Here is a 16,648-nt window from a genome sequence, read left to right on the forward strand (position 1 = left end):
GATGAAAGAGACCGATGAGTGCCGAAGATCTCGAAAAGTACGAAACCGAGATGGAGCTCTCGCTGTATCGCGAGTATCGGGACATCGTGGGTCAGTTCAACTACGTCGTCGAAACCGAGCGGCGGTTCTATCTGGCGAACTCCGTAGAACTCATTCCGCACAACGCCGACGGTGAAATCTACTTCGAATTGCGCATGTCCGACTCGTGGGTGTGGGACATGTATCGCCCCGCCCGTTTCGTCAAGCATGTCCGGGTGATCACCTTCAAGGACGTCAACATCGAAGAGTTGGACAAACCAGATCTTCGTCTGCCGGAATAGCTCCTCGTCCGAGGCTGGGGCCTGACGGAGTCGCCCTGAGCGTCGGATGTCGGATCAGCCTGCTGCGGACCACCCGATGCGATGCGGTCGTGCTGTACCGATCGTTTTGCCACCCGAAAAATTGGACGCCCGGCCAAATCGGTCCGCATGTCCTGTTTCCGTGTTCGGTGTCACGGAAAGTTGTTCCCCGTCCAATGGTGCACGGCGGTTGCGATCGGGTTTCCCGTGTGAAATCGATTGCGCAACAAAGCTATTCGAATTGGTCGATTAGTCGCTCGAAATGCTGGACAATTTCTGCACCGATATTCGTCGATTCGACACGTCACGAAACGCCTGCAGTTCTTTGCGTGGATACGAGAATGGGTGGTAGAACTTGAATATCACATCCCCCAGACGTGTAAGAGGTACGAGATGGCACGCAAGACGCTTGTGCAGATGATCGACGATGTGGACGGATCGGTCATCAAAGACGGTCAAGGTGAATCCATCGAATTCGGCATCGGTGGAAACCAGTACCGCATCGATTTGAACCTCAAACATGCCAACGAATTGCACGAACAGTTGGCATTCTGGATCGAGCACGCCGAGAAGATTTCCGGACGCCGCACCCGTAAGGGCGGCGCTGCGTCGGCACCGGCTCGCGGCAAGGTGGATCTGCAGGACATTCGAGCATGGGCCCGCGAGAACGGTCACGAGGTCAGTGCCCGCGGCCGTATCAGTCAGGATGTGCAAGCGGCCTACGAGGCTGCTCACTGACCGTCCTTTCGCGAACCGAGGCTCGGTGTCTCGGCAGCACGTTTTGCGTATCGGCACTTTCGATGTCGGTATCGACAAGCCGCATCAGCTCCGTCCGATTCTTTGAATCAGGACGGAGCTTTTTGCGTATCGAGTCCGCTTTCGCCCGGCGGCTCGGACACGCTACGAGCCATAGCACGGCGGTCCGACACGGTGGACTGATCGCCGCCGACAATCGGACCGTTCGTCCACAGTCGAGCAGTTGTCCACAGGGCAATTTCCCACCTGCGCTTTCCTCGCTTCTCCTCTTTCGGGTCGTGCCACCGTCGAGACGACCGAATCGGCCGCAATGCACGGTCGGAGAGTGGAGGAATGGCGGACATGGCAACCAACCAGGAACTCGGTGCGCGCGGTGAGGAACTCGCGGTGCGCCATCTCGAGGACATCGGTCTCGAGGTGATCGAGCGGAACTGGCGGCATCGTTCCGGAGAACTCGACATCATTGCGCGCGAGGGCGAGACGGTGGTGTTCGTCGAAGTGAAGACTCGATCGGGAATCGGATACGGAACACCCGCCGAAGCGGTGACGTACACGAAACAGACTCGAATCAGAGGGCTGGCGCTGCGGTGGCTTTCGCTGCAGCAGGGACCGTGGGTGCAGATCAGATTCGACGTGATCGCGATCGTGGTCGGTCGCCACGAGGAACCGGTCATCACGCACGTTCGGGCCGCGTTCTGATGCCACTCGGGAGAGCGCATTCGGTGGCGGTCAACGGGGTCGACGGTGTGCTGGTGGAAATCGAAGCCGATATCGGGCAGGGCCTACCTGGCACACATCTTGTCGGTCTTCCCGATACTGCGCTGAACGAATCGCGTGACCGGGTCAAAGCCGCTGTGAAGAACTCGGGCGGTACCTGGCCGGACAGTCGGGTGATTCTCGCTCTGTCGCCCGCGACGTTGCCCAAGGGCGGATCGGTGTACGACCTCGCACTCGCGTTGTCGGTTCTCGATGCCGCGAAGGCGATTCCGCGTGGATGCCTGTCCGAGACCGTGTTTCTGGGTGAGCTGGCACTCGATGGGAGGCTGCGCGCAGTCCGTGGGGTCCTGCCCGGGGTGCTCGCGGTCAAGAGTGCGGGCTGGCAGCGAGTGGTCGTTCCGCTGCAATGTCTGCCCGAGGCGGGTCTGGTGGACGGAATCGAGGTGCTGGGTGCGGGTTCGCTCGGGGACGTGGTGGCCTGGCTTCGTGGTGAGCAGGCCCTCGAATCACCCGTCCAGACCGAATGGCACGAGGAGATCTATCCGGACCTCAGTGATGTTGCCGGACAGGCCGATGCGCGATGGGCTCTGGAGGTCGCCGCCGCAGGCGCACATCACATCATGTTGACCGGGCCACCGGGCATCGGAAAAACGATGTTGGCGCAACGTCTTCCGGGGATTCTGCCGCCGCTGACCGAATCCGAAGCGCTCGAAGTGACAGCCATCCACTCGGTGGCGGGCCTGTTGACCACGGCGCGGCCGCTCATCACGTCACCGCCGTTCATCGCGCCGCATCATTCGACCTCGGTGAGTGCCTTGGTCGGGGGCGGAACCGGAATGGCCAAACCGGGGGCAGTCAGCCGCGCACATCGCGGAGTCCTGTTTCTGGACGAGTGCGCCGAGATGAGCGTCCGGGTACTCGAGGCGTTGCGTACTCCGTTGGAGGACGGAGAGATTCGCATTGCCCGTCGTGACGGTGTGGCCAGGTATCCGGCCAGGTTTCAGTTGGTTCTCGCAGCCAATCCGTGTCCGTGTGCGCCTGCGCGGCAGGTCGACTGCGTCTGCCCGCCCACAGCGCGACGCAAATATCTCGGCAAGCTGTCCGGGCCATTGCTGGATCGCGTCGATCTGCGAATTCAGATGATGGGTGTCGCGACAGGTGCACTGGTCGACGAGGTGGGGGAGGGTACGAGCGAAATTCGCGCACGCGTGACGGGGGCCAGGGACGCCGCCGCGCAGCGGTGGCGAGAGTTCGGCTGGAGGACCAATGCGGAGGTTCCCGGACCCGCTCTGCGCCAACGATTTCGATTGGCACGCTCGACGCTCGCTCCGGTCGAGCGTGCGTTGCGCAACGGATCGCTGACCGCGCGCGGCGCAGACCGAGCCATTCGGGTGGCGTGGACGCTGAACGATCTCGCCGGTGGTTCGGTCCCCGGTGCCGACGAGGTCGGAGCCGCGTTGGATTTCCGTGACAGGGGAGTGGCATGACGCACGACGCGCGTCGACTCGCCTGGGCGTATCTCTCTCGCGTGGCGCAGGGTCCGCATCGGCCGGTGGTCGATCATGCTGCAGCGCACGGTCCCGAAGCGACGGCAGAAGCCGTGCGGGCGGGCAGGTTGGGGGAGCGGCTCGCGGTCCGCGCCCACATCGACACCGCGGCAGCAGATCTCGATCACATCGCTGCGCTCGGTGGTCGGTTGATCACGCCGGACGACGACGAGTGGCCGGCGTGGCGATTTCTCGGATTCGACGGACCGGGTATGACCGCAGGGGTGGATACCTGCCCACCGATTGCGTTGTGGGCACTGGGAACTCGGCCGGTCGCAACGATCACCGAGCGTTCGGTGTCCATCGTCGGGACACGCGCCTCGAGTCCCTACGGTGATCATGTGACGGCGGAGATATCCGCCGATCTGGCGCTCGACGGGTGGACCGTCATTTCGGGAGCCGCTTTCGGTATCGACGCCGCGGCGCACCGGGCGGCTCTCGGAGTCGAGGGTACGACGATGGCGGTACTCGCCTGTGGCGTCGATCGTGCGTATCCAGCGGGCCATTCGCGGTTACTGCGGCAGATCGCTGCCAGTGGCCTGGTTCTCAGTGAATACGCGCCGGGTACGACACCGGCGAAGCATCGTTTCCTCGCTCGCAACAGGCTCGTCGCGGCACTCGGATCGGCTGTGGTGGTCGTCGAGGCCGGGTGGCGCAGCGGTGCTCGCAACACAGCGGCGTGGGCGGCGAAATTGGGTAGGCCCGTGCTCGCGGTCCCTGGGCCGGTCACCTCGCCGACGTCCACGGGCTGCCACCGCATGATCCGGGACGGCGAGGCCGTGCTGGTGTCGAGCTCGCACGATGTGGTCGCCGAGGCGGGTGCACTCGGGTCCCCGGAGGAGCCTCGACCCGACCTCTTTCGGGAGACCGATGCGCTGTCGGACACCGCCCTGCTGATCTACGACGCGTTGCCGGCAACCGGTTCGGTATCGAGTAGAGAGCTGTCCGAGCACTCCGGTGTTCCGCTGAACAAGGTGCGCGCATCCCTGCCGGTACTGGAGATGGACGGTTTCGTCGCCAGCGACGAGACCGGATGGTTCCGCGTCGTGCGTGGGTGAGCGCACCACGATTCGAGAGCCTAACGGTAGGGTGTTAGGTAATGCTTAGTCGACGCATCGGCTGTCGGCGTCGTTCACTCGAAGAGGGGTCAGAAGTGCCACGCAAGAAAACCACCCTGTCCGTCCTGCGCACCGAAGCGCTCACCCCGCACATGCACCGGGTCTACCTGGGTGGGGCCGGTTTCGACGACTTCGATGCGATCGACGAGACCGACGCCTACGTCAAGTTGTTCTTCGGGACCGATGACGAACCGATCATGCGCACGTACACCGTTCGCTCGGTGGATACTCGCGCTCGGGAGATCGCCATCGACTTCGTGGTGCACGGAGACGAGGGAGTCGCCGGGCCGTGGGCCACCCGGGCGAAGCCGGGGGACGAGATGTCGTTCTTCGGCCCGTCGGGTGGGTACGCCCCGCGCCCCGACGCGGACTGGCACCTCTTCGCCGGCGACGAATCGGCGATTCCGGCGATTTCGGCTGCTGTCGAAGCACTCCCGGAGGATGCCGTCGCCAAGGTCTTCATCGAAGTTGCCGACAGGCACGACGAGATCTACATGGAGACGCTCGCTGTCGTCGACGTGACCTGGATTCACCGGGGTGCGTCCTCGAACGAGGTCGGAGACGACCGAGCCGGAGACAACGCACCGCTGATCGCAGCGGTGAAGGAAACGGAATGGCTGCCGGGGCAGGCTCAGGTCTTCGTGCACGGCGAAGCCCAGGCCGTCATGCACAACATTCGGCCCTACATCCGTAAGGAGCGGGGTGTCGGTGCCGAGTGGGCCTCGATCTCGGGCTACTGGCGTCGCGGCCGAACCGAGGAGACGTTCCGAGTGTGGAAGCGCGAACTCGCGCAGGCCGAATCCGGTGTCGACGCCTGATCCCGCGACGACCCACCCCGAACGGCGTGTCCGGTTGTCGCGCGGCCTGCCAGAGCCCAAGCTGACCCGATGACCGATTCGCTGCCGCCTCACCTCGGCATTCACGTCGAGGAGTTCGCCGAGCATCTTCGACTCGGTCGAGAGCGATCCGAGCACACCATTCGGGCCTACGTCTCGGACGCTCGTTCGTTGCTCGCGCACTTCGCGGAGTGCTCGCCGGATGCGACCATCGCCGACCTCGACCTCCGCGCGGTGCGCTCGTGGTTGGCCACGCACTCGGCCGCCGGATCCGCCAGGACCTCGATGGCGAGACGCACCTCGTCGGCGAGGACGTTCGGGAAGTGGCTCGAACGGGTGGGAGCGGTGGCGGTGGCACCGGCGGAACGGTTGGCCGGACCGGCCGGCCACCGCACGCTGCCCGGTGTTCTTCGCCACAGCCAGGCGGAGCACGCGCTGGCCGCGGCCGAATCGGGTGCCGCCGAGCTCGACCCCATCGCGCTGCGGGACCGGCTCATCGTCGAGTTGCTGTACGCGACCGGGGTGCGCGTGGGGGAGCTGTGCGGACTCGACGTCGACGACGTGGACACCGAGCGTCGCTTGATCCGTGTGCTCGGCAAGGGCAACAAGGAACGCTCGGCACCGTACGGTGCGCCGGCAGCGCATGCGGTCGAGAACTGGCTGGTCAGCGGCAGGCCCGAACTGGCCTCCGATCGATCCGGTGCGGCATTGCTGCTGGGACGGCGAGGTGGACGGCTCGATCAACGGCAGGCCAGAACGGCGGTGCACGAGGTACTCGACACCGTCCCCGGTGGTCCCAGCCTCGGTCCGCACGGCCTGCGCCACACCGCAGCGACACATCTGCTCGAAGGTGGGGCCGATCTGAGAGTGGTGCAGGAGCTGCTCGGCCACGCCTCTTTGGCGACCACCCAGATCTACACACACGTGTCGGTGGAACGGCTGCGTGCCGTGCACGATCAGGCTCATCCCCGGGCATGAGCCGAGCGTCGGCGGCGCAACGTTTGGTAGCGTCGTGGACGACTTACGACACCGAATACGGGGGACCGTGGACCGCGACCGACCGCAAGGTACTTCGGAGACGTGGTCCATGCATGTCCGCGACGGCTCGGCCGCCGACCATCGGAATCCCCCTGGGCGATCGGACAACGCACGCGACAACGGCAGCGGGCCCGTATCGTCGGGCTCGATGTCCACTCCTCGTTCGACGCCTCGGCAACCTCCACCCTGGCAGACGCCCGACTCGGGCGACCGACAGCCGTTGCCGCCGAGGTACAGCCCGCCGGTGCCGCTCGAGCCAGGGCCGCCGGCAGCGCAGCCGGACCGGTACCTGCCGGTACCGCCACACACCGAGGATTCGCGAACGCAGCCGGATCGGTGGTCGCCGCAACCGTGGTCGGGGGCACCCAACGCCTACCGACCCAACAGTCAGGATCTGGGCGCGGATTCGTTGCTCAAGCGTCCCAAGCGAGCGTCGAACTCCGGTTGGCGGCGAGGAGTGCACCGACTCACCGGCGGAGTCATCAACCCCGGCGAATCGACGGCGGAAGAGCGGTACCGAAACCAGGTCGAACGTATTCGGCAGCCGGTGCTCGGCGACTACCGGATCGCGTTTCTGTCGCTCAAGGGTGGCGTCGGCAAGACGACGACCACGCTGGGTCTCGGTTCGACTTTCGCGTCGCTGCGCGGAGATTGCGTCATCGCCGTGGACGCGAACCCCGACTTCGGCACCCTGGGTGAGCGAGTTCCGCGGCAGACGTCGTCGACCGTGCGTGATCTGCTCGCCGCGGCACCACACATTCGTCGTTACTCCGACATCCGCGAGCACACCTCGCAAGCACCGAGTCGACTCGAAGTGTTGGCAGGCGAGCGCGATCCCGCAGCGTCGGAGATGTTCGGCGAGGAGGACTACCGCGCCGTCATCGACATGTTGCAGGTGTACTACAACCTGATCCTGACCGACTGCGGTACCGGGATCATGCACTCGGCGATGAACGGGGTGCTGCAACTGGCGAACGCACTGGTTCTGGTCAGCTCGCCTGCAGTCGACGGCGCGCGCAGTGCTGCGGCGACGCTGGACTGGTTGGAATTGCACGGCTACGGACATCTGGTGGAGCGGACCGTCGTGGTGATCAGTTCGGTTCGCCCGGGTTCGTCGGCGGTGGACATGAACCTGCTGCAACAGCACTTTCTCGAGCGCTGCCGTGCTGTGCTGGTGATTCCGTTCGACGAACACCTGGCCGAGGGTGCCGTGGTCGACCTCGACCTGTTGCGTCCCCAGACTCGAAGCGCGTTCGTCGAGCTCGCCGCGATGGTGGCCGACGATTTTCCTGCGGCGTCCGGCAGGCATTCCGGCCCCCAGCGCTGACGGTCATCTGCCGTCATTCGTCGAGGGGTTTCAACCTGATCGGGCTTGCGCGCACCGTCGCCGTGGGATCGAGGTAGTCCCGGCCACGTCTGATGCCCCAGTGAAGGCACGTCGACGAGCAGCCCTCGTGCCCCGATGTCACCGAACCCAGCACGGTCCCTCGCCGAACCCGCGTGCCGGCGGCAACCGACGCCGACACCGGTTCGTACGTCGATCTCAGTCCGCCCGGATGATCGACCGATACGACGGGCTTTCCCGCGACCGACCCGGCGTACACCACGATTCCGTCGGCGACGGCGAGAACCGACTGGCCCTCGCGGGCGGCGAGGTCGACACCACGGTGGCCGGGCAGCCAGTTCTGCTCGGGACGGTCGAACGGGGTGACGACCTGCGGTTTCGGCTGCAGCGGCCAGGCGAATGCGCCTGGCTGCGCCGAGGCGACCGGCGTCGAGATCGTTACCGCGGTGACGAGGCACACCGCGAGTGCGCGGAGCGCGAGAGAGATGTTCACCCGTCGACCATGTCGTGGATATGAGCAATCGAACGAACCCGGACGCGATTTGTGGACAAGAAGTTTCTTTGTCCACAGGCATCGGAATCCCTTGACAGTCGGGCCTGGTTATGACGGGGGACGTGGCAGGTCTACACTCGTCACTTGCGGCCTGTGCGTGCACGGGTCGACTTCGCGCGTCCGCGTCATCGCATCGTCTGCCTCGCGCAGAATCACCGATACGAGAACCGGTTGTCGGCGGTCCCGAGATCTTCGTGATGTCGGGTCCGGCAACTTCAGCGGGCGCCAGGGCAGAGGTCACCGACACTCTGCGTCAACCGCACCATCGAAAGAGAGTTCTTCAGCCATGGCTGTAGTAACAATGAAGCAGCTGCTCGACAGCGGCACACACTTCGGACACCAGACCCGTCGCTGGAACCCGAAGATGAAGCGATTCATCTTCACCGACCGCAACGGCATCTACATCATCGACTTGCAGCAGACTCTGACCTTCATCGACAAGGCCTACGAGTTCGTCAAGGAGACCGTCGCCCACAACGGCACGGTTCTGTTCGTCGGCACCAAGAAGCAGGCGCAGGAGTCCATCGCCGCTGAGGCAACCCGCGTGGGCATGCCCTACGTGAACCAGCGCTGGCTCGGTGGCATGCTCACCAACTTCCAGACGGTGCACAAGCGTCTGCTCCGCCTCAAGGAGCTCGAGGCCATGGAGCAGACCGGTGGCTTCGAGGGACGCACCAAGAAGGAAATCCTCATGCTCACGCGTGAGATGACCAAGCTCGACCGCACCCTCGGTGGCATCCGGGACATGTCCAAGGTTCCGTCGGCCATCTGGATCGTCGACACCAACAAGGAGCACCTCGCGGTTGCCGAGGCTCGCAAGCTGAACATCCCGGTCATCGCGATCCTCGACACCAACTGCGATCCCGACGTGGTCGATTACCCGATCCCGGGTAACGACGACGCGATCCGTTCCGCTGCGCTGCTGACCAAGGTCGTCGCATCCGCAGTCGCCGAGGGCGTGCAGGCGCGAGCAGGTCAGAACACTGCATCCGACGCCAAGCCCGAGGTCGGCGCAGGCGAGCCCCTCGCCGAGTGGGAGCTCGAGCAGCTCGCTCAGGCTTCACCGGCAGCAGAGGCTCCCGCAGCGGACGCCCCGGCAGCGGACGCTCCCGCAGCCGATGCCCCGGCAGCAGAAGCACCGGCAGCAGAAGAAGCACCGGCCGCTCAGGCTTGATCGAATTCGGTCCCGGTTCACCCTCAGGGGTGGGCCGGGGCCGCTTCGGTATGTCAGGGTCGAGGTCGGCACGGCTCCGCAACGAGTCCGTCGATCACGCCCTGAGAACAGCATTTTTCGTCAACGCCCGTACCCAGACATTTGAGGAGGCTCGCCCACGATGGCGAACTACACTGCCGCCGACGTCAAGCGGCTCCGTGAGCTCACCGGCTCCGGAATGATGGACTGCAAGAACGCGCTCGCCGAGAACGACGGCGACTACGACAAGGCCGTCGAGTACCTGCGTATCAAGGGTGCCAAGGACGTCGGCAAGCGCGCCGAGCGCAACACCGCCGAAGGCCTCGTCGTCGCCGAGGGTGGAGTGCTCGTCGAGATCAACTCCGAAACCGACTTCGTGGCCAAGAACGACGAGTTCCAGACGTTCGCCGCATCCGTTGCAGCGACGGCTGCAGCAGGCAAGCCTGCCGACGTCGATGCCCTCAAGGCGCTCGACCTCGACGGCAAGACTGTCGAAACGGCTCTGAACGAGCTGTCGGCCAAGATCGGCGAGAAGCTCGAGCTGCGTCGCGTCGTGTCCTACGACGGCAACACCGCGACGTACCTGCACAAGCGCAGCGCGGACCTGCCGCCTGCCGTGGGCGTGCTCGTCGAGTACACCGGTGACGGCGACGCCGCAGGCGATGCCGCGCGCGCAGCTGCGATGCAGATCGCCGCCCTCAAGGCCAAGTACGTCACGCGCGACGAGGTCCCCGAGGACCTGGTGGCCGCCGAGCGTCGCATCGCCGAGGAAACCGCTCGCGAAGAAGGCAAGCCGGAACAGGCACTGCCGAAGATCGTCGAAGGTCGCGTCAACGGATTCTTCAAGGACGTCGTTCTCACCGAACAGAAGTCGGTGCAGGACGGCAACAAGACCGTCAAGGCCATTCTCGACGAGGCCGGCGTCACCATCACCCGCTTCTCGCGCTTCGAGGTCGGTGCCAGCTAGTCTGCGCACCGGTTCGGTCGAGCGATGCCGTTCATTCGATTCCATCGAGTGGGCGGCATCGCTCGTGCGCGGGGCAGGTGGGTGTGCAGGCCGGAGCCCTGTCCACCACCCGGGCCTCGATAGGGCAGGATGATCCAAGAGGAAACCGTAGTGTTCGACGAGTACCGAGGAGAGCTATGACCGATCCGGCCCCTGACCGTCCCGGGTTCCGACGCGTGATGCTCAAACTGGGTGGGGAGATGTTCGGAGGCGGCCAGGTCGGTCTCGATCCGGATGTCGTGAACAACGTTGCCGAACAGATCGCCGAGGTGGTGGCCACCGGGGTCCAGGTCGCAGTGGTGATCGGCGGTGGCAATTTCTTCCGTGGTGCCGAACTGCAGCAGCGCGGCATGGACAGGTCCCGTTCGGACTACATGGGCATGCTCGGAACCGTCATGAATTGTCTTGCGCTGCAGGACTTCCTGGAGAAGCAAGGCGTTGCCACCAGGGTGCAGACCGCGATCACGATGGGTCAGGTCGCAGAGCCGTACCTCCCGCTCCGCGCACGACGTCATCTGGAGAAGGGGCGCGTGGTGATCTTCGGAGCCGGCATGGGTATGCCGTATTTCTCCACCGACACCACGGCTGCGCAGCGCGCGCTGGAAATCGGTGCCGAGGTGTTGTTGATGGCCAAGGCGGTCGACGGCGTGTATTCGGCCGATCCGCGACTGGACCCCGATGCGACCATGTTCGACACCATCACGCACCGCGAGGCCATCGAACAGGGACTCAAGGTTGCCGATGCGACGGCCTTCAGTCTGTGCATGGACAATCAGATGCCGATGCTGGTGTTCAATTTGCTGATTCAGGGAAATATCGCTCGCGCCGTTTCCGGTGAGAAGATCGGCACGCTGGTCACGTCGTGATCGTTGCCGACAGTGACGTGAGCAAATCGAAGACGAAGACGATGGAGGACAGATCGTGATTGACGAAGCTCTCTTCGATGCCGAAGAGAAGATGGAAAAGGCCGTATCGGTTGCACGTGACGATCTGTCCTCGATTCGCACCGGACGTGCCAACCCCGGGATGTTCTCCCGCATCGTCATCGAGTACTACGGTGCTCCGACACCGATCACCCAGCTGGCAAGTATCAGCGTCCCCGAAGCGCGCCTCGTGGTCATCAAGCCGTACGAGTCCAATCAGCTGGGACCGATCGAAACCGCCATTCGCAACTCCGATCTCGGGGTCAATCCCACCAACGACGGCAACCTCATTCGAATCGGAGTTCCGCAGCTCACCGAGGAACGTCGCCGCGAATTCGTCAAGCAGGCCAAGGGCAAGGGCGAGGACGCGAAGGTATCGATTCGCAACGTTCGCCGGAAGACGATGGAAGAGCTCAAGCGCATTCAGAAGGACGGCGAAGCAGGCGAGGACGAGGTCGTCCGCGCCGAGAACGATCTGGACAAGACCACTGCCAAGTACACCGCTTCCGTGGACGAACTCGTCAAGCGTAAAGAGGGCGAGCTGATGGAGGTCTGACCCGACCTCGACAGCTGCTTTTCGCGACGGACGACGATGAATTTCGAGGAGATGACGACAGTGGTGGGACCGGATCGGCAGGAGGGCAGCGGTACGCCCGCTGCCTCGTCCGGGGTCGCCGCAGCGAAGTCGACGGGCAAGGCAGGTCGTAATCTTCCTGCCGCGATCGGAGTCGGCGGGTCGTTGGGAATCGGCCTGATTCTCGTCCTGGTCTTCGTGCCGCTGGTGTGGATCGGCGTGGTGGCCGTCGCGTTGGCCGTCGCTACCTACGAGGTTTCCAAGCGCCTGCGCGAGGGTGGGGTCCTCGTGCCCCGCATCCCCCTGATCCTCGGCGGTCAGGCGATGATCTGGCTCGGCTGGCCGTTCGGGGCAGTCGGTGTGCTCAGCGCGGCGGTGGGCACCGTCCTGGTGTGCATGGTGTGGCTGCTGCTGCGGCAGGGATTCGGCACCGCTCCGAAGAACTACCTCGAAGAACTCTCCGTCACCGTCCTCGTGGCATGTTGGTTGCCGCTGCTGGCCTCGTTCACCGTTTTGATGGTGCTGCAGGACAACGGCGCAGGCCGCATCCTGGTGTTCGTCATCGGCGTCGTGTGCTCGGACATCGGCGGATACATCGCGGGTGTGTTGTTCGGAAAGCATCCGATGGCACCCGCCATCAGCCCGAAGAAGTCCTGGGAAGGGCTCGCCGGTTCGCTCATCTTCTGCATCATCGGATGTCTGCTGACGGTGACGCTCATCCTCGAGGCCAACTCGATGATCGGCATCCTTCTCGGCGTGGTTCTGGTGGTGACCGGCACGTTGGGTGATCTGATCGAGTCGCAGGTCAAGCGTGACCTCCGCATCAAGGACATGGGCACCCTGCTGCCCGGCCACGGCGGCATCATGGACAGGCTCGATTCGCTGCTGCCCTCGGCGTTCGTGGCATGGCTCGTCTTCACCGTTCTCCTCTGAGCAGACTGTTCTCGGGCGTGCGCAGCGAAGTCACCGGGGTGATTCCCAGCCCGAACATCTGGAACTGGCCTCACCTGTACGAGGCGGAGAACCGTGCTCAGGACGTCGACGGTGCTCTGTTCGACGCGATCCGTTCGGTGGCTGACTGGACGGCCAAGACGGTCGTCGACGTCGGTTGCGGAAGCGGCTTTCATCTTCCGGTGTTCGCGGCCGACGCGGACCGGGTGATAGGCGTCGAGCCGCACGAACCACTCGCTGCTGCGGCGAGACTGCGAGTCGCGAACCTACCGAATGTCGAGGTGAAGACCGCGCAGGCGGATTCCCTCCCGATCGACGACGGCACCGTTGACGTCGTCCATGCGCGCACCGCGTACTTTTTCGGACCGGGCTGCGGGCCGGGAATCGTCGACGCCATGCGCGTGCTCGGGCAGGGAGGGGCGTTGGTCGTCGTGGATCTGGACGCGACCGCGTCGCCGTACGGAGATTGGATGCGGGCCGATCTACCGCATTACGACCCGGCGACAGTCGAGGCGTTCTTCGAGGCGCAGGGTTTCGCACTCACCCGCGTCGACACGAGATGGTCGTTTCCGAATCGACGCATGCTGCGCGATGTGCTGGGAATCGAGTTCGGCCCACGCGTCGCACGTGAGGCCGTGAAGTCGGTGGACGGTGTCTCGTTCGACGTGCGGTATCGAGTCCACGTCCGGTACAAACCGACCGGAATCGAGCTGCATTAGCGAGCCGATGGGCTTTTCGCCGAACGCACCTCGACCCCAGGTGATTTCAGGAGGCGGCGGAAATCCCGAAGATCTCGGCCAGCTCGTTGATCTTGAGCGCCTTCGCCAGGCGAGGCAGGTCGCTTCCGTCCTTGACGTGTGCTCCGTCGGCACCGAGGGCATCGATGACGTCACGGGCCCACGACACATCCGTCGGTGACGGGGCGAGCTCGCGGTTGACGATGGCAGCCTGCTCCGAGTGCATGCACAACTTGCCCGTCATGCCCATCGACAGGGTCAGAGCTGCGTCGCGTCCGAGGATGCTGTCGTTGGCCGTCAGCGTCGGTCCGTCGATCGGTCCCGGAATGCGCGCTGCGCGTGAGGAGACGACGAGGCGCGAACGGGGGTACGCCATAGCCAGCGGGTCGTCGCTCATACCCGTGTCGCGGCGGAAGTCGCCACTGCCGAAAGCGAGACGGAAGGTCGACTCCGCACGGGCGATCTCCGTCGCGGCTTCGAGGCCCATCGCGGACTCGACCAGTGCCAGGATCGGAGTGCCTGGTGCCAGGCGAGCAGCTGTGGCCTCGACCTGACCGCCACTTTCGGTCTTCGCGAGCATGACGCCGACCAGTCCGGGCAGACCGGACAACGCGGCGAGGTCATCGGCCCAATACGGGGTCGTTGCATCGTTGATGCGCACCCACGCAGAGTTTCCTTCGCCGAGCCACTGCACGACGGCCTCGCGCGCGGCCGGCTTCTTGGCCGGAGCGACTGCGTCCTCGATGTCGAGGATGACGGCATCGACTTCCGACGCTACGGCGTCGCCGAAGGTCTCGGGCTTGGTGGCCGGCACCAGCAGCCAGGACCGGGCTCGGTCCGGGGCAACGCCGGATGCCACAGGTGTCTCCATGAAAATTGTCACGTCATGCTCCTCGAGTGAAGTGGGGCACCCCAAGCCTGATCGATTCAGTAAGTCAGCGCCAGCTTCTGTACATAGTGTTCACGAGTGGCGCTACTTCTTCTTGGCCGAACGTCGCACCTGAAGGATTCGAGCGCCGCCCACCATTGCCATCACCAGCGCGCCGGCGATCGCGGCCAGCAACATGCTGATGCCGAGGGGCAGATCGAGCTGCCACGCGAAGATCTGGACCGTGACGGAGTCGAGATTCTGCACGATGAACACCAGCAGGATCACCAGGACCACAGCTCCGACCACCAGGCCGGTCCACAGGGCGGCGGTGCGAGTGTGGGCGATATCGGTCGGAGCGGCAGCCTGTCGCTCGGGAACGAACTCGGGATCGGGAGCGGAATGGCCGTCCGAATCCGGAGTCGTGATCGGAGCGAGGTCGCCCGAGGCGCTGTGCTCGCCGGGGTGCGCTGCGCCCGATTTGTCCAGCGATGTCTCGTGATTGTCGTCAGCTCTGGTGGCCATGTCGATGATCCTTCCGCACGTGAAGGCCGAATGCACGTGCATCCGGCCACGACCTCGATACCCATCGGATGACGGACGGAAACAGTCGCGAATAGGACTGCGAGGCGATGGGGTGGACAATGGTGGAATGCAGTGTCACCGAAAGATGTGGGGTGGAGTATGAGCGACTCCGTCGAGGCAACGAACACGTCGACCGAGCAGAAGAGGCCCAATCTCCCCTTGGTCTTCACTGCGCCGCGTCGCGGTATGCCGTCGCGCCACCTCGCCGACCTGGACAAAGAGGGTCTGCGGGATGCGGTGAAGGCGCTCGGTCTACCTGCGTTTCGCGCCGATCAGCTGGCCCGGCACTACTACGGGCGTCTCGAGGCCGACACCACCAAGATGACCGATCTGCCGGCCGAGGCCCGCGAAAAGGTCGGTGCCGATCTCTTTCCCACGCTGCTGACGCCGATCAAGCACCTGGCATGTGATGACGGTGACACTCGCAAGACCCTGTGGAAGGCCAACGACGGGACCTTGCTCGAGAGCGTTCTGATGCGGTACCCGGATCGGGCCACTCTGTGCATCTCCAGTCAGGCCGGCTGCGGAATGGCCTGCCCCTTCTGCGCGACCGGCCAAGCAGGTCTGACGAGGAACCTGTCGACGGCCGAGATCGTCGACCAGGTCCGTTCGGCTGCAGCCGACCTGCGCGACGGCGTGGTCCACGGGGGCGAAGGTCGACTGTCGAACGTGGTCTTCATGGGGATGGGCGAGCCCCTGGCGAACTACAAGAGGGTCGTCTCCGCGGTGCGCAAGATCGTCTCGCCCGCACCCGACGGACTCGGTCTCTCGCAGCGCTCGGTGACGGTGTCGACGGTCGGTCTGGCACCGGCAATCCGCAAGCTGGCCGACGAGGGACTGTCGGTGACGTTGGCGGTGTCGCTGCACACGCCCGACGACGAACTCCGCGACACGCTGGTTCCTGTGAACAACCGTTGGTCGGTGGCAGAGGTGTTGTCGGCGGCAAGGTACTACGCAGACCAGACCGGTCGTCGTGTCTCGATCGAGTACGCGATGATCCGAGACGTCAACGACCAGCCGTGGCGAGCAGACATGCTGGGCAAGAAGCTGCACAAGGCACTCGGCTCACGAGTTCACGTGAACCTGATCCCACTCAATCCGACTCCGGGTAGCGAATGGGACGCCAGCCCGAAGCCGGTGGAGCGAGAGTTCGTCCGACGGGTCATTGCGCAGGGCGTCTCGTGCACCGTCCGAGACACTCGCGGTCAGGAGATCGCCGCCGCGTGCGGTCAGCTGGCAGCCGAGAACTGACTCGGTTGCTAGCGGGGCTTGCGGCGGACGATGACGTCTCGCACCACGAGCCCGACCAACATCGCGGCAAATCCGACCAGCCACAGATCCTCGACCTTGCCGGTGTGGTTGCCGATCATCATGAACAGCAGGAACACGGCGACGACGATGGCGGCCACCCGCATCGCGCGATTCGATTCACCACTCCACCCCCACTCGGCGGACGGCACGTCCGGCACCTCGTTGCGGGTATCGACGACCGGGTCGTACGAAGCGGATTCCAGTTCGGTATTTGCCACCGGTCGGTCCTCTCGGGTGATGAATTCTCGAAGTC

At 64.5% G+C, this 16,648-nt stretch carries 19 protein-coding genes; 15 read left to right on the forward strand and 4 right to left on the reverse strand.

Annotation, left to right across the window (positions count from 1 at the left end; translation table 11 throughout):
* The first annotated feature begins 14 nt into the window (after positions 1-14).
* The 8 genes from R3P93_RS03085 (at position 15) to R3P93_RS03120 (ending at position 7,677) form a co-directional block, all read left to right on the forward strand.
* Complete coding sequence (locus R3P93_RS03085) at positions 15-320, forward strand: DUF2469 domain-containing protein (protein ID WP_008717288.1); 306 nt, start codon at positions 15-17, stop codon at positions 318-320.
* A gap of 411 nt (positions 321-731) precedes the next feature.
* Positions 732-1,076, forward strand: coding sequence for a histone-like nucleoid-structuring protein Lsr2 (locus R3P93_RS03090; RefSeq protein ID WP_068049609.1), 345 nt, complete (start codon positions 732-734; stop codon positions 1,074-1,076).
* A gap of 360 nt (positions 1,077-1,436) precedes the next feature.
* Positions 1,437-1,793, forward strand: coding sequence for a YraN family protein (locus R3P93_RS03095; RefSeq protein WP_094688919.1), 357 nt, complete (start codon positions 1,437-1,439; stop codon positions 1,791-1,793).
* Positions 1,793-3,298: a YifB family Mg chelatase-like AAA ATPase gene (locus R3P93_RS03100; RefSeq protein ID WP_317532382.1), complete on the forward strand. Its 1,506-nt coding sequence runs from the start codon at positions 1,793-1,795 to the stop codon at positions 3,296-3,298. Before R3P93_RS03095 ends, R3P93_RS03100 begins: the two co-directional genes overlap by 1 nt.
* A complete protein-coding gene (gene dprA, locus R3P93_RS03105) occupies positions 3,295-4,416 on the forward strand; it encodes a DNA-processing protein DprA (protein ID WP_068282569.1) in 1,122 nt (373 codons plus the stop codon). Before R3P93_RS03100 ends, dprA begins: the two co-directional genes overlap by 4 nt.
* Before the next feature lie 95 nt (positions 4,417-4,511).
* Complete coding sequence (locus R3P93_RS03110; RefSeq protein WP_094669808.1) at positions 4,512-5,294, forward strand: siderophore-interacting protein; 783 nt, start codon at positions 4,512-4,514, stop codon at positions 5,292-5,294.
* Between the two features lie 69 nt (positions 5,295-5,363).
* The gene (locus R3P93_RS03115) at positions 5,364-6,290 is read left to right on the forward strand and encodes a tyrosine recombinase XerC (RefSeq protein WP_094642201.1); all 927 of its coding nucleotides are present in this window, start codon (positions 5,364-5,366) and stop codon (positions 6,288-6,290) included.
* Between the two features lie 208 nt (positions 6,291-6,498).
* Positions 6,499-7,677, forward strand: a complete 1,179-nt coding sequence (locus tag R3P93_RS03120; protein ID WP_317532383.1) for a MinD/ParA family ATP-binding protein — start codon at positions 6,499-6,501, stop codon at positions 7,675-7,677.
* 13 nt (positions 7,678-7,690) lie between these two features.
* Here R3P93_RS03120 and R3P93_RS03125 read toward each other — a convergent pair whose 3' ends face one another.
* On the reverse strand, positions 7,691-8,188 hold the full coding sequence (locus R3P93_RS03125; RefSeq protein ID WP_068050292.1) for a M23 family metallopeptidase: 498 nt from the start codon (positions 8,186-8,188) through the stop codon (positions 7,691-7,693).
* Positions 8,189-8,534: 346 nt separating this feature from the next.
* Between R3P93_RS03125 and rpsB the strand changes: the two genes are divergently transcribed.
* The 6 genes from rpsB to R3P93_RS03155 all read left to right on the forward strand — a co-directional run bounded on the left by rpsB (position 8,535) and on the right by R3P93_RS03155 (position 13,613).
* Positions 8,535-9,422, forward strand: a complete 888-nt coding sequence (gene rpsB, locus R3P93_RS03130) for a 30S ribosomal protein S2 (RefSeq protein ID WP_068050290.1) — start codon at positions 8,535-8,537, stop codon at positions 9,420-9,422.
* Positions 9,423-9,582: 160 nt separating this feature from the next.
* Positions 9,583-10,407 (forward strand): translation elongation factor Ts, encoded by an 825-nt coding sequence (gene tsf / locus R3P93_RS03135; RefSeq protein ID WP_068050288.1) that lies wholly within the window; start codon positions 9,583-9,585, stop codon positions 10,405-10,407.
* 176 nt (positions 10,408-10,583) lie between these two features.
* Entirely contained in the window at positions 10,584-11,312 is a 729-nt protein-coding gene (gene pyrH / locus R3P93_RS03140) for a UMP kinase (protein WP_032397808.1), read from the forward strand.
* A 55-nt stretch (positions 11,313-11,367) separates the two neighbouring features.
* Positions 11,368-11,925 (forward strand): ribosome recycling factor, encoded by a 558-nt coding sequence (frr, locus tag R3P93_RS03145; RefSeq protein WP_094642199.1) that lies wholly within the window; start codon positions 11,368-11,370, stop codon positions 11,923-11,925.
* A 36-nt stretch (positions 11,926-11,961) separates the two neighbouring features.
* Positions 11,962-12,876, forward strand: coding sequence for a phosphatidate cytidylyltransferase (locus tag R3P93_RS03150; RefSeq protein ID WP_068050284.1), 915 nt, complete (start codon positions 11,962-11,964; stop codon positions 12,874-12,876).
* Between the two features lie 38 nt (positions 12,877-12,914).
* Positions 12,915-13,613 carry a class I SAM-dependent methyltransferase gene (locus R3P93_RS03155; RefSeq protein ID WP_317532483.1) on the forward strand — a complete coding sequence of 233 codons (699 nt, stop codon included), beginning with the start codon at positions 12,915-12,917 and terminating at the stop codon, positions 13,611-13,613.
* A 46-nt stretch (positions 13,614-13,659) separates the two neighbouring features.
* On the opposite strand, the gene R3P93_RS03160 is transcribed toward R3P93_RS03155, so the two are convergent.
* Positions 13,660-14,502: an HpcH/HpaI aldolase/citrate lyase family protein gene (locus R3P93_RS03160; RefSeq protein ID WP_394855248.1), complete on the reverse strand. Its 843-nt coding sequence runs from the start codon at positions 14,500-14,502 to the stop codon at positions 13,660-13,662.
* A gap of 102 nt (positions 14,503-14,604) precedes the next feature.
* Complete coding sequence (locus R3P93_RS03165) at positions 14,605-15,024, reverse strand: LapA family protein (RefSeq protein WP_094642422.1); 420 nt, start codon at positions 15,022-15,024, stop codon at positions 14,605-14,607.
* 159 nt (positions 15,025-15,183) lie between these two features.
* Here R3P93_RS03165 and rlmN point away from each other — a divergent pair, with 159 nt between their 5' ends.
* On the forward strand, positions 15,184-16,335 hold the full coding sequence (rlmN, locus tag R3P93_RS03170) for a 23S rRNA (adenine(2503)-C(2))-methyltransferase RlmN (protein ID WP_094642194.1): 1,152 nt from the start codon (positions 15,184-15,186) through the stop codon (positions 16,333-16,335).
* Positions 16,336-16,343: 8 nt separating this feature from the next.
* Here the strand turns inward: rlmN and R3P93_RS03175 are convergent, their stop codons facing one another.
* Positions 16,344-16,613 carry a DUF2631 domain-containing protein gene (locus tag R3P93_RS03175; protein WP_149405992.1) on the reverse strand — a complete coding sequence of 90 codons (270 nt, stop codon included), beginning with the start codon at positions 16,611-16,613 and terminating at the stop codon, positions 16,344-16,346.
* Positions 16,614-16,648: the final 35 nt, after the last annotated feature.

It is taken from the genome of Rhodococcus cerastii, from assembly GCF_033042195.1.
Classification (GTDB): domain Bacteria; phylum Actinomycetota; class Actinomycetes; order Mycobacteriales; family Mycobacteriaceae; genus Rhodococcoides.

Coding starts and splice junctions, on each gene's coding strand:
- R3P93_RS03085 (WP_008717288.1), top strand. CDS start 15: ATGAGTGCCGAAGATCTCGAAAAGTACGAAACCGAGATGGAGCTCTCG.
- R3P93_RS03090 (WP_068049609.1), top strand. CDS start 732: ATGGCACGCAAGACGCTTGTGCAGATGATCGACGATGTGGACGGATCG.
- R3P93_RS03095 (WP_094688919.1), top strand. CDS start 1,437: ATGGCAACCAACCAGGAACTCGGTGCGCGCGGTGAGGAACTCGCGGTG.
- R3P93_RS03100 (WP_317532382.1), top strand. CDS start 1,793: ATGCCACTCGGGAGAGCGCATTCGGTGGCGGTCAACGGGGTCGACGGT.
- dprA (WP_068282569.1), top strand. CDS start 3,295: ATGACGCACGACGCGCGTCGACTCGCCTGGGCGTATCTCTCTCGCGTG.
- R3P93_RS03115 (WP_094642201.1), top strand. CDS start 5,364: ATGACCGATTCGCTGCCGCCTCACCTCGGCATTCACGTCGAGGAGTTC.
- R3P93_RS03120 (WP_317532383.1), top strand. CDS start 6,499: ATGTCCACTCCTCGTTCGACGCCTCGGCAACCTCCACCCTGGCAGACG.
- rpsB (WP_068050290.1), top strand. CDS start 8,535: ATGGCTGTAGTAACAATGAAGCAGCTGCTCGACAGCGGCACACACTTC.
- tsf (WP_068050288.1), top strand. CDS start 9,583: ATGGCGAACTACACTGCCGCCGACGTCAAGCGGCTCCGTGAGCTCACC.
- pyrH (WP_032397808.1), top strand. CDS start 10,584: ATGACCGATCCGGCCCCTGACCGTCCCGGGTTCCGACGCGTGATGCTC.
- R3P93_RS03150 (WP_068050284.1), top strand. CDS start 11,962: ATGAATTTCGAGGAGATGACGACAGTGGTGGGACCGGATCGGCAGGAG.
- R3P93_RS03160 (WP_394855248.1), bottom strand. CDS start 14,502: ATGGAGACACCTGTGGCATCCGGCGTTGCCCCGGACCGAGCCCGGTCC.
- R3P93_RS03165 (WP_094642422.1), bottom strand. CDS start 15,024: ATGGCCACCAGAGCTGACGACAATCACGAGACATCGCTGGACAAATCG.
- rlmN (WP_094642194.1), top strand. CDS start 15,184: ATGAGCGACTCCGTCGAGGCAACGAACACGTCGACCGAGCAGAAGAGG.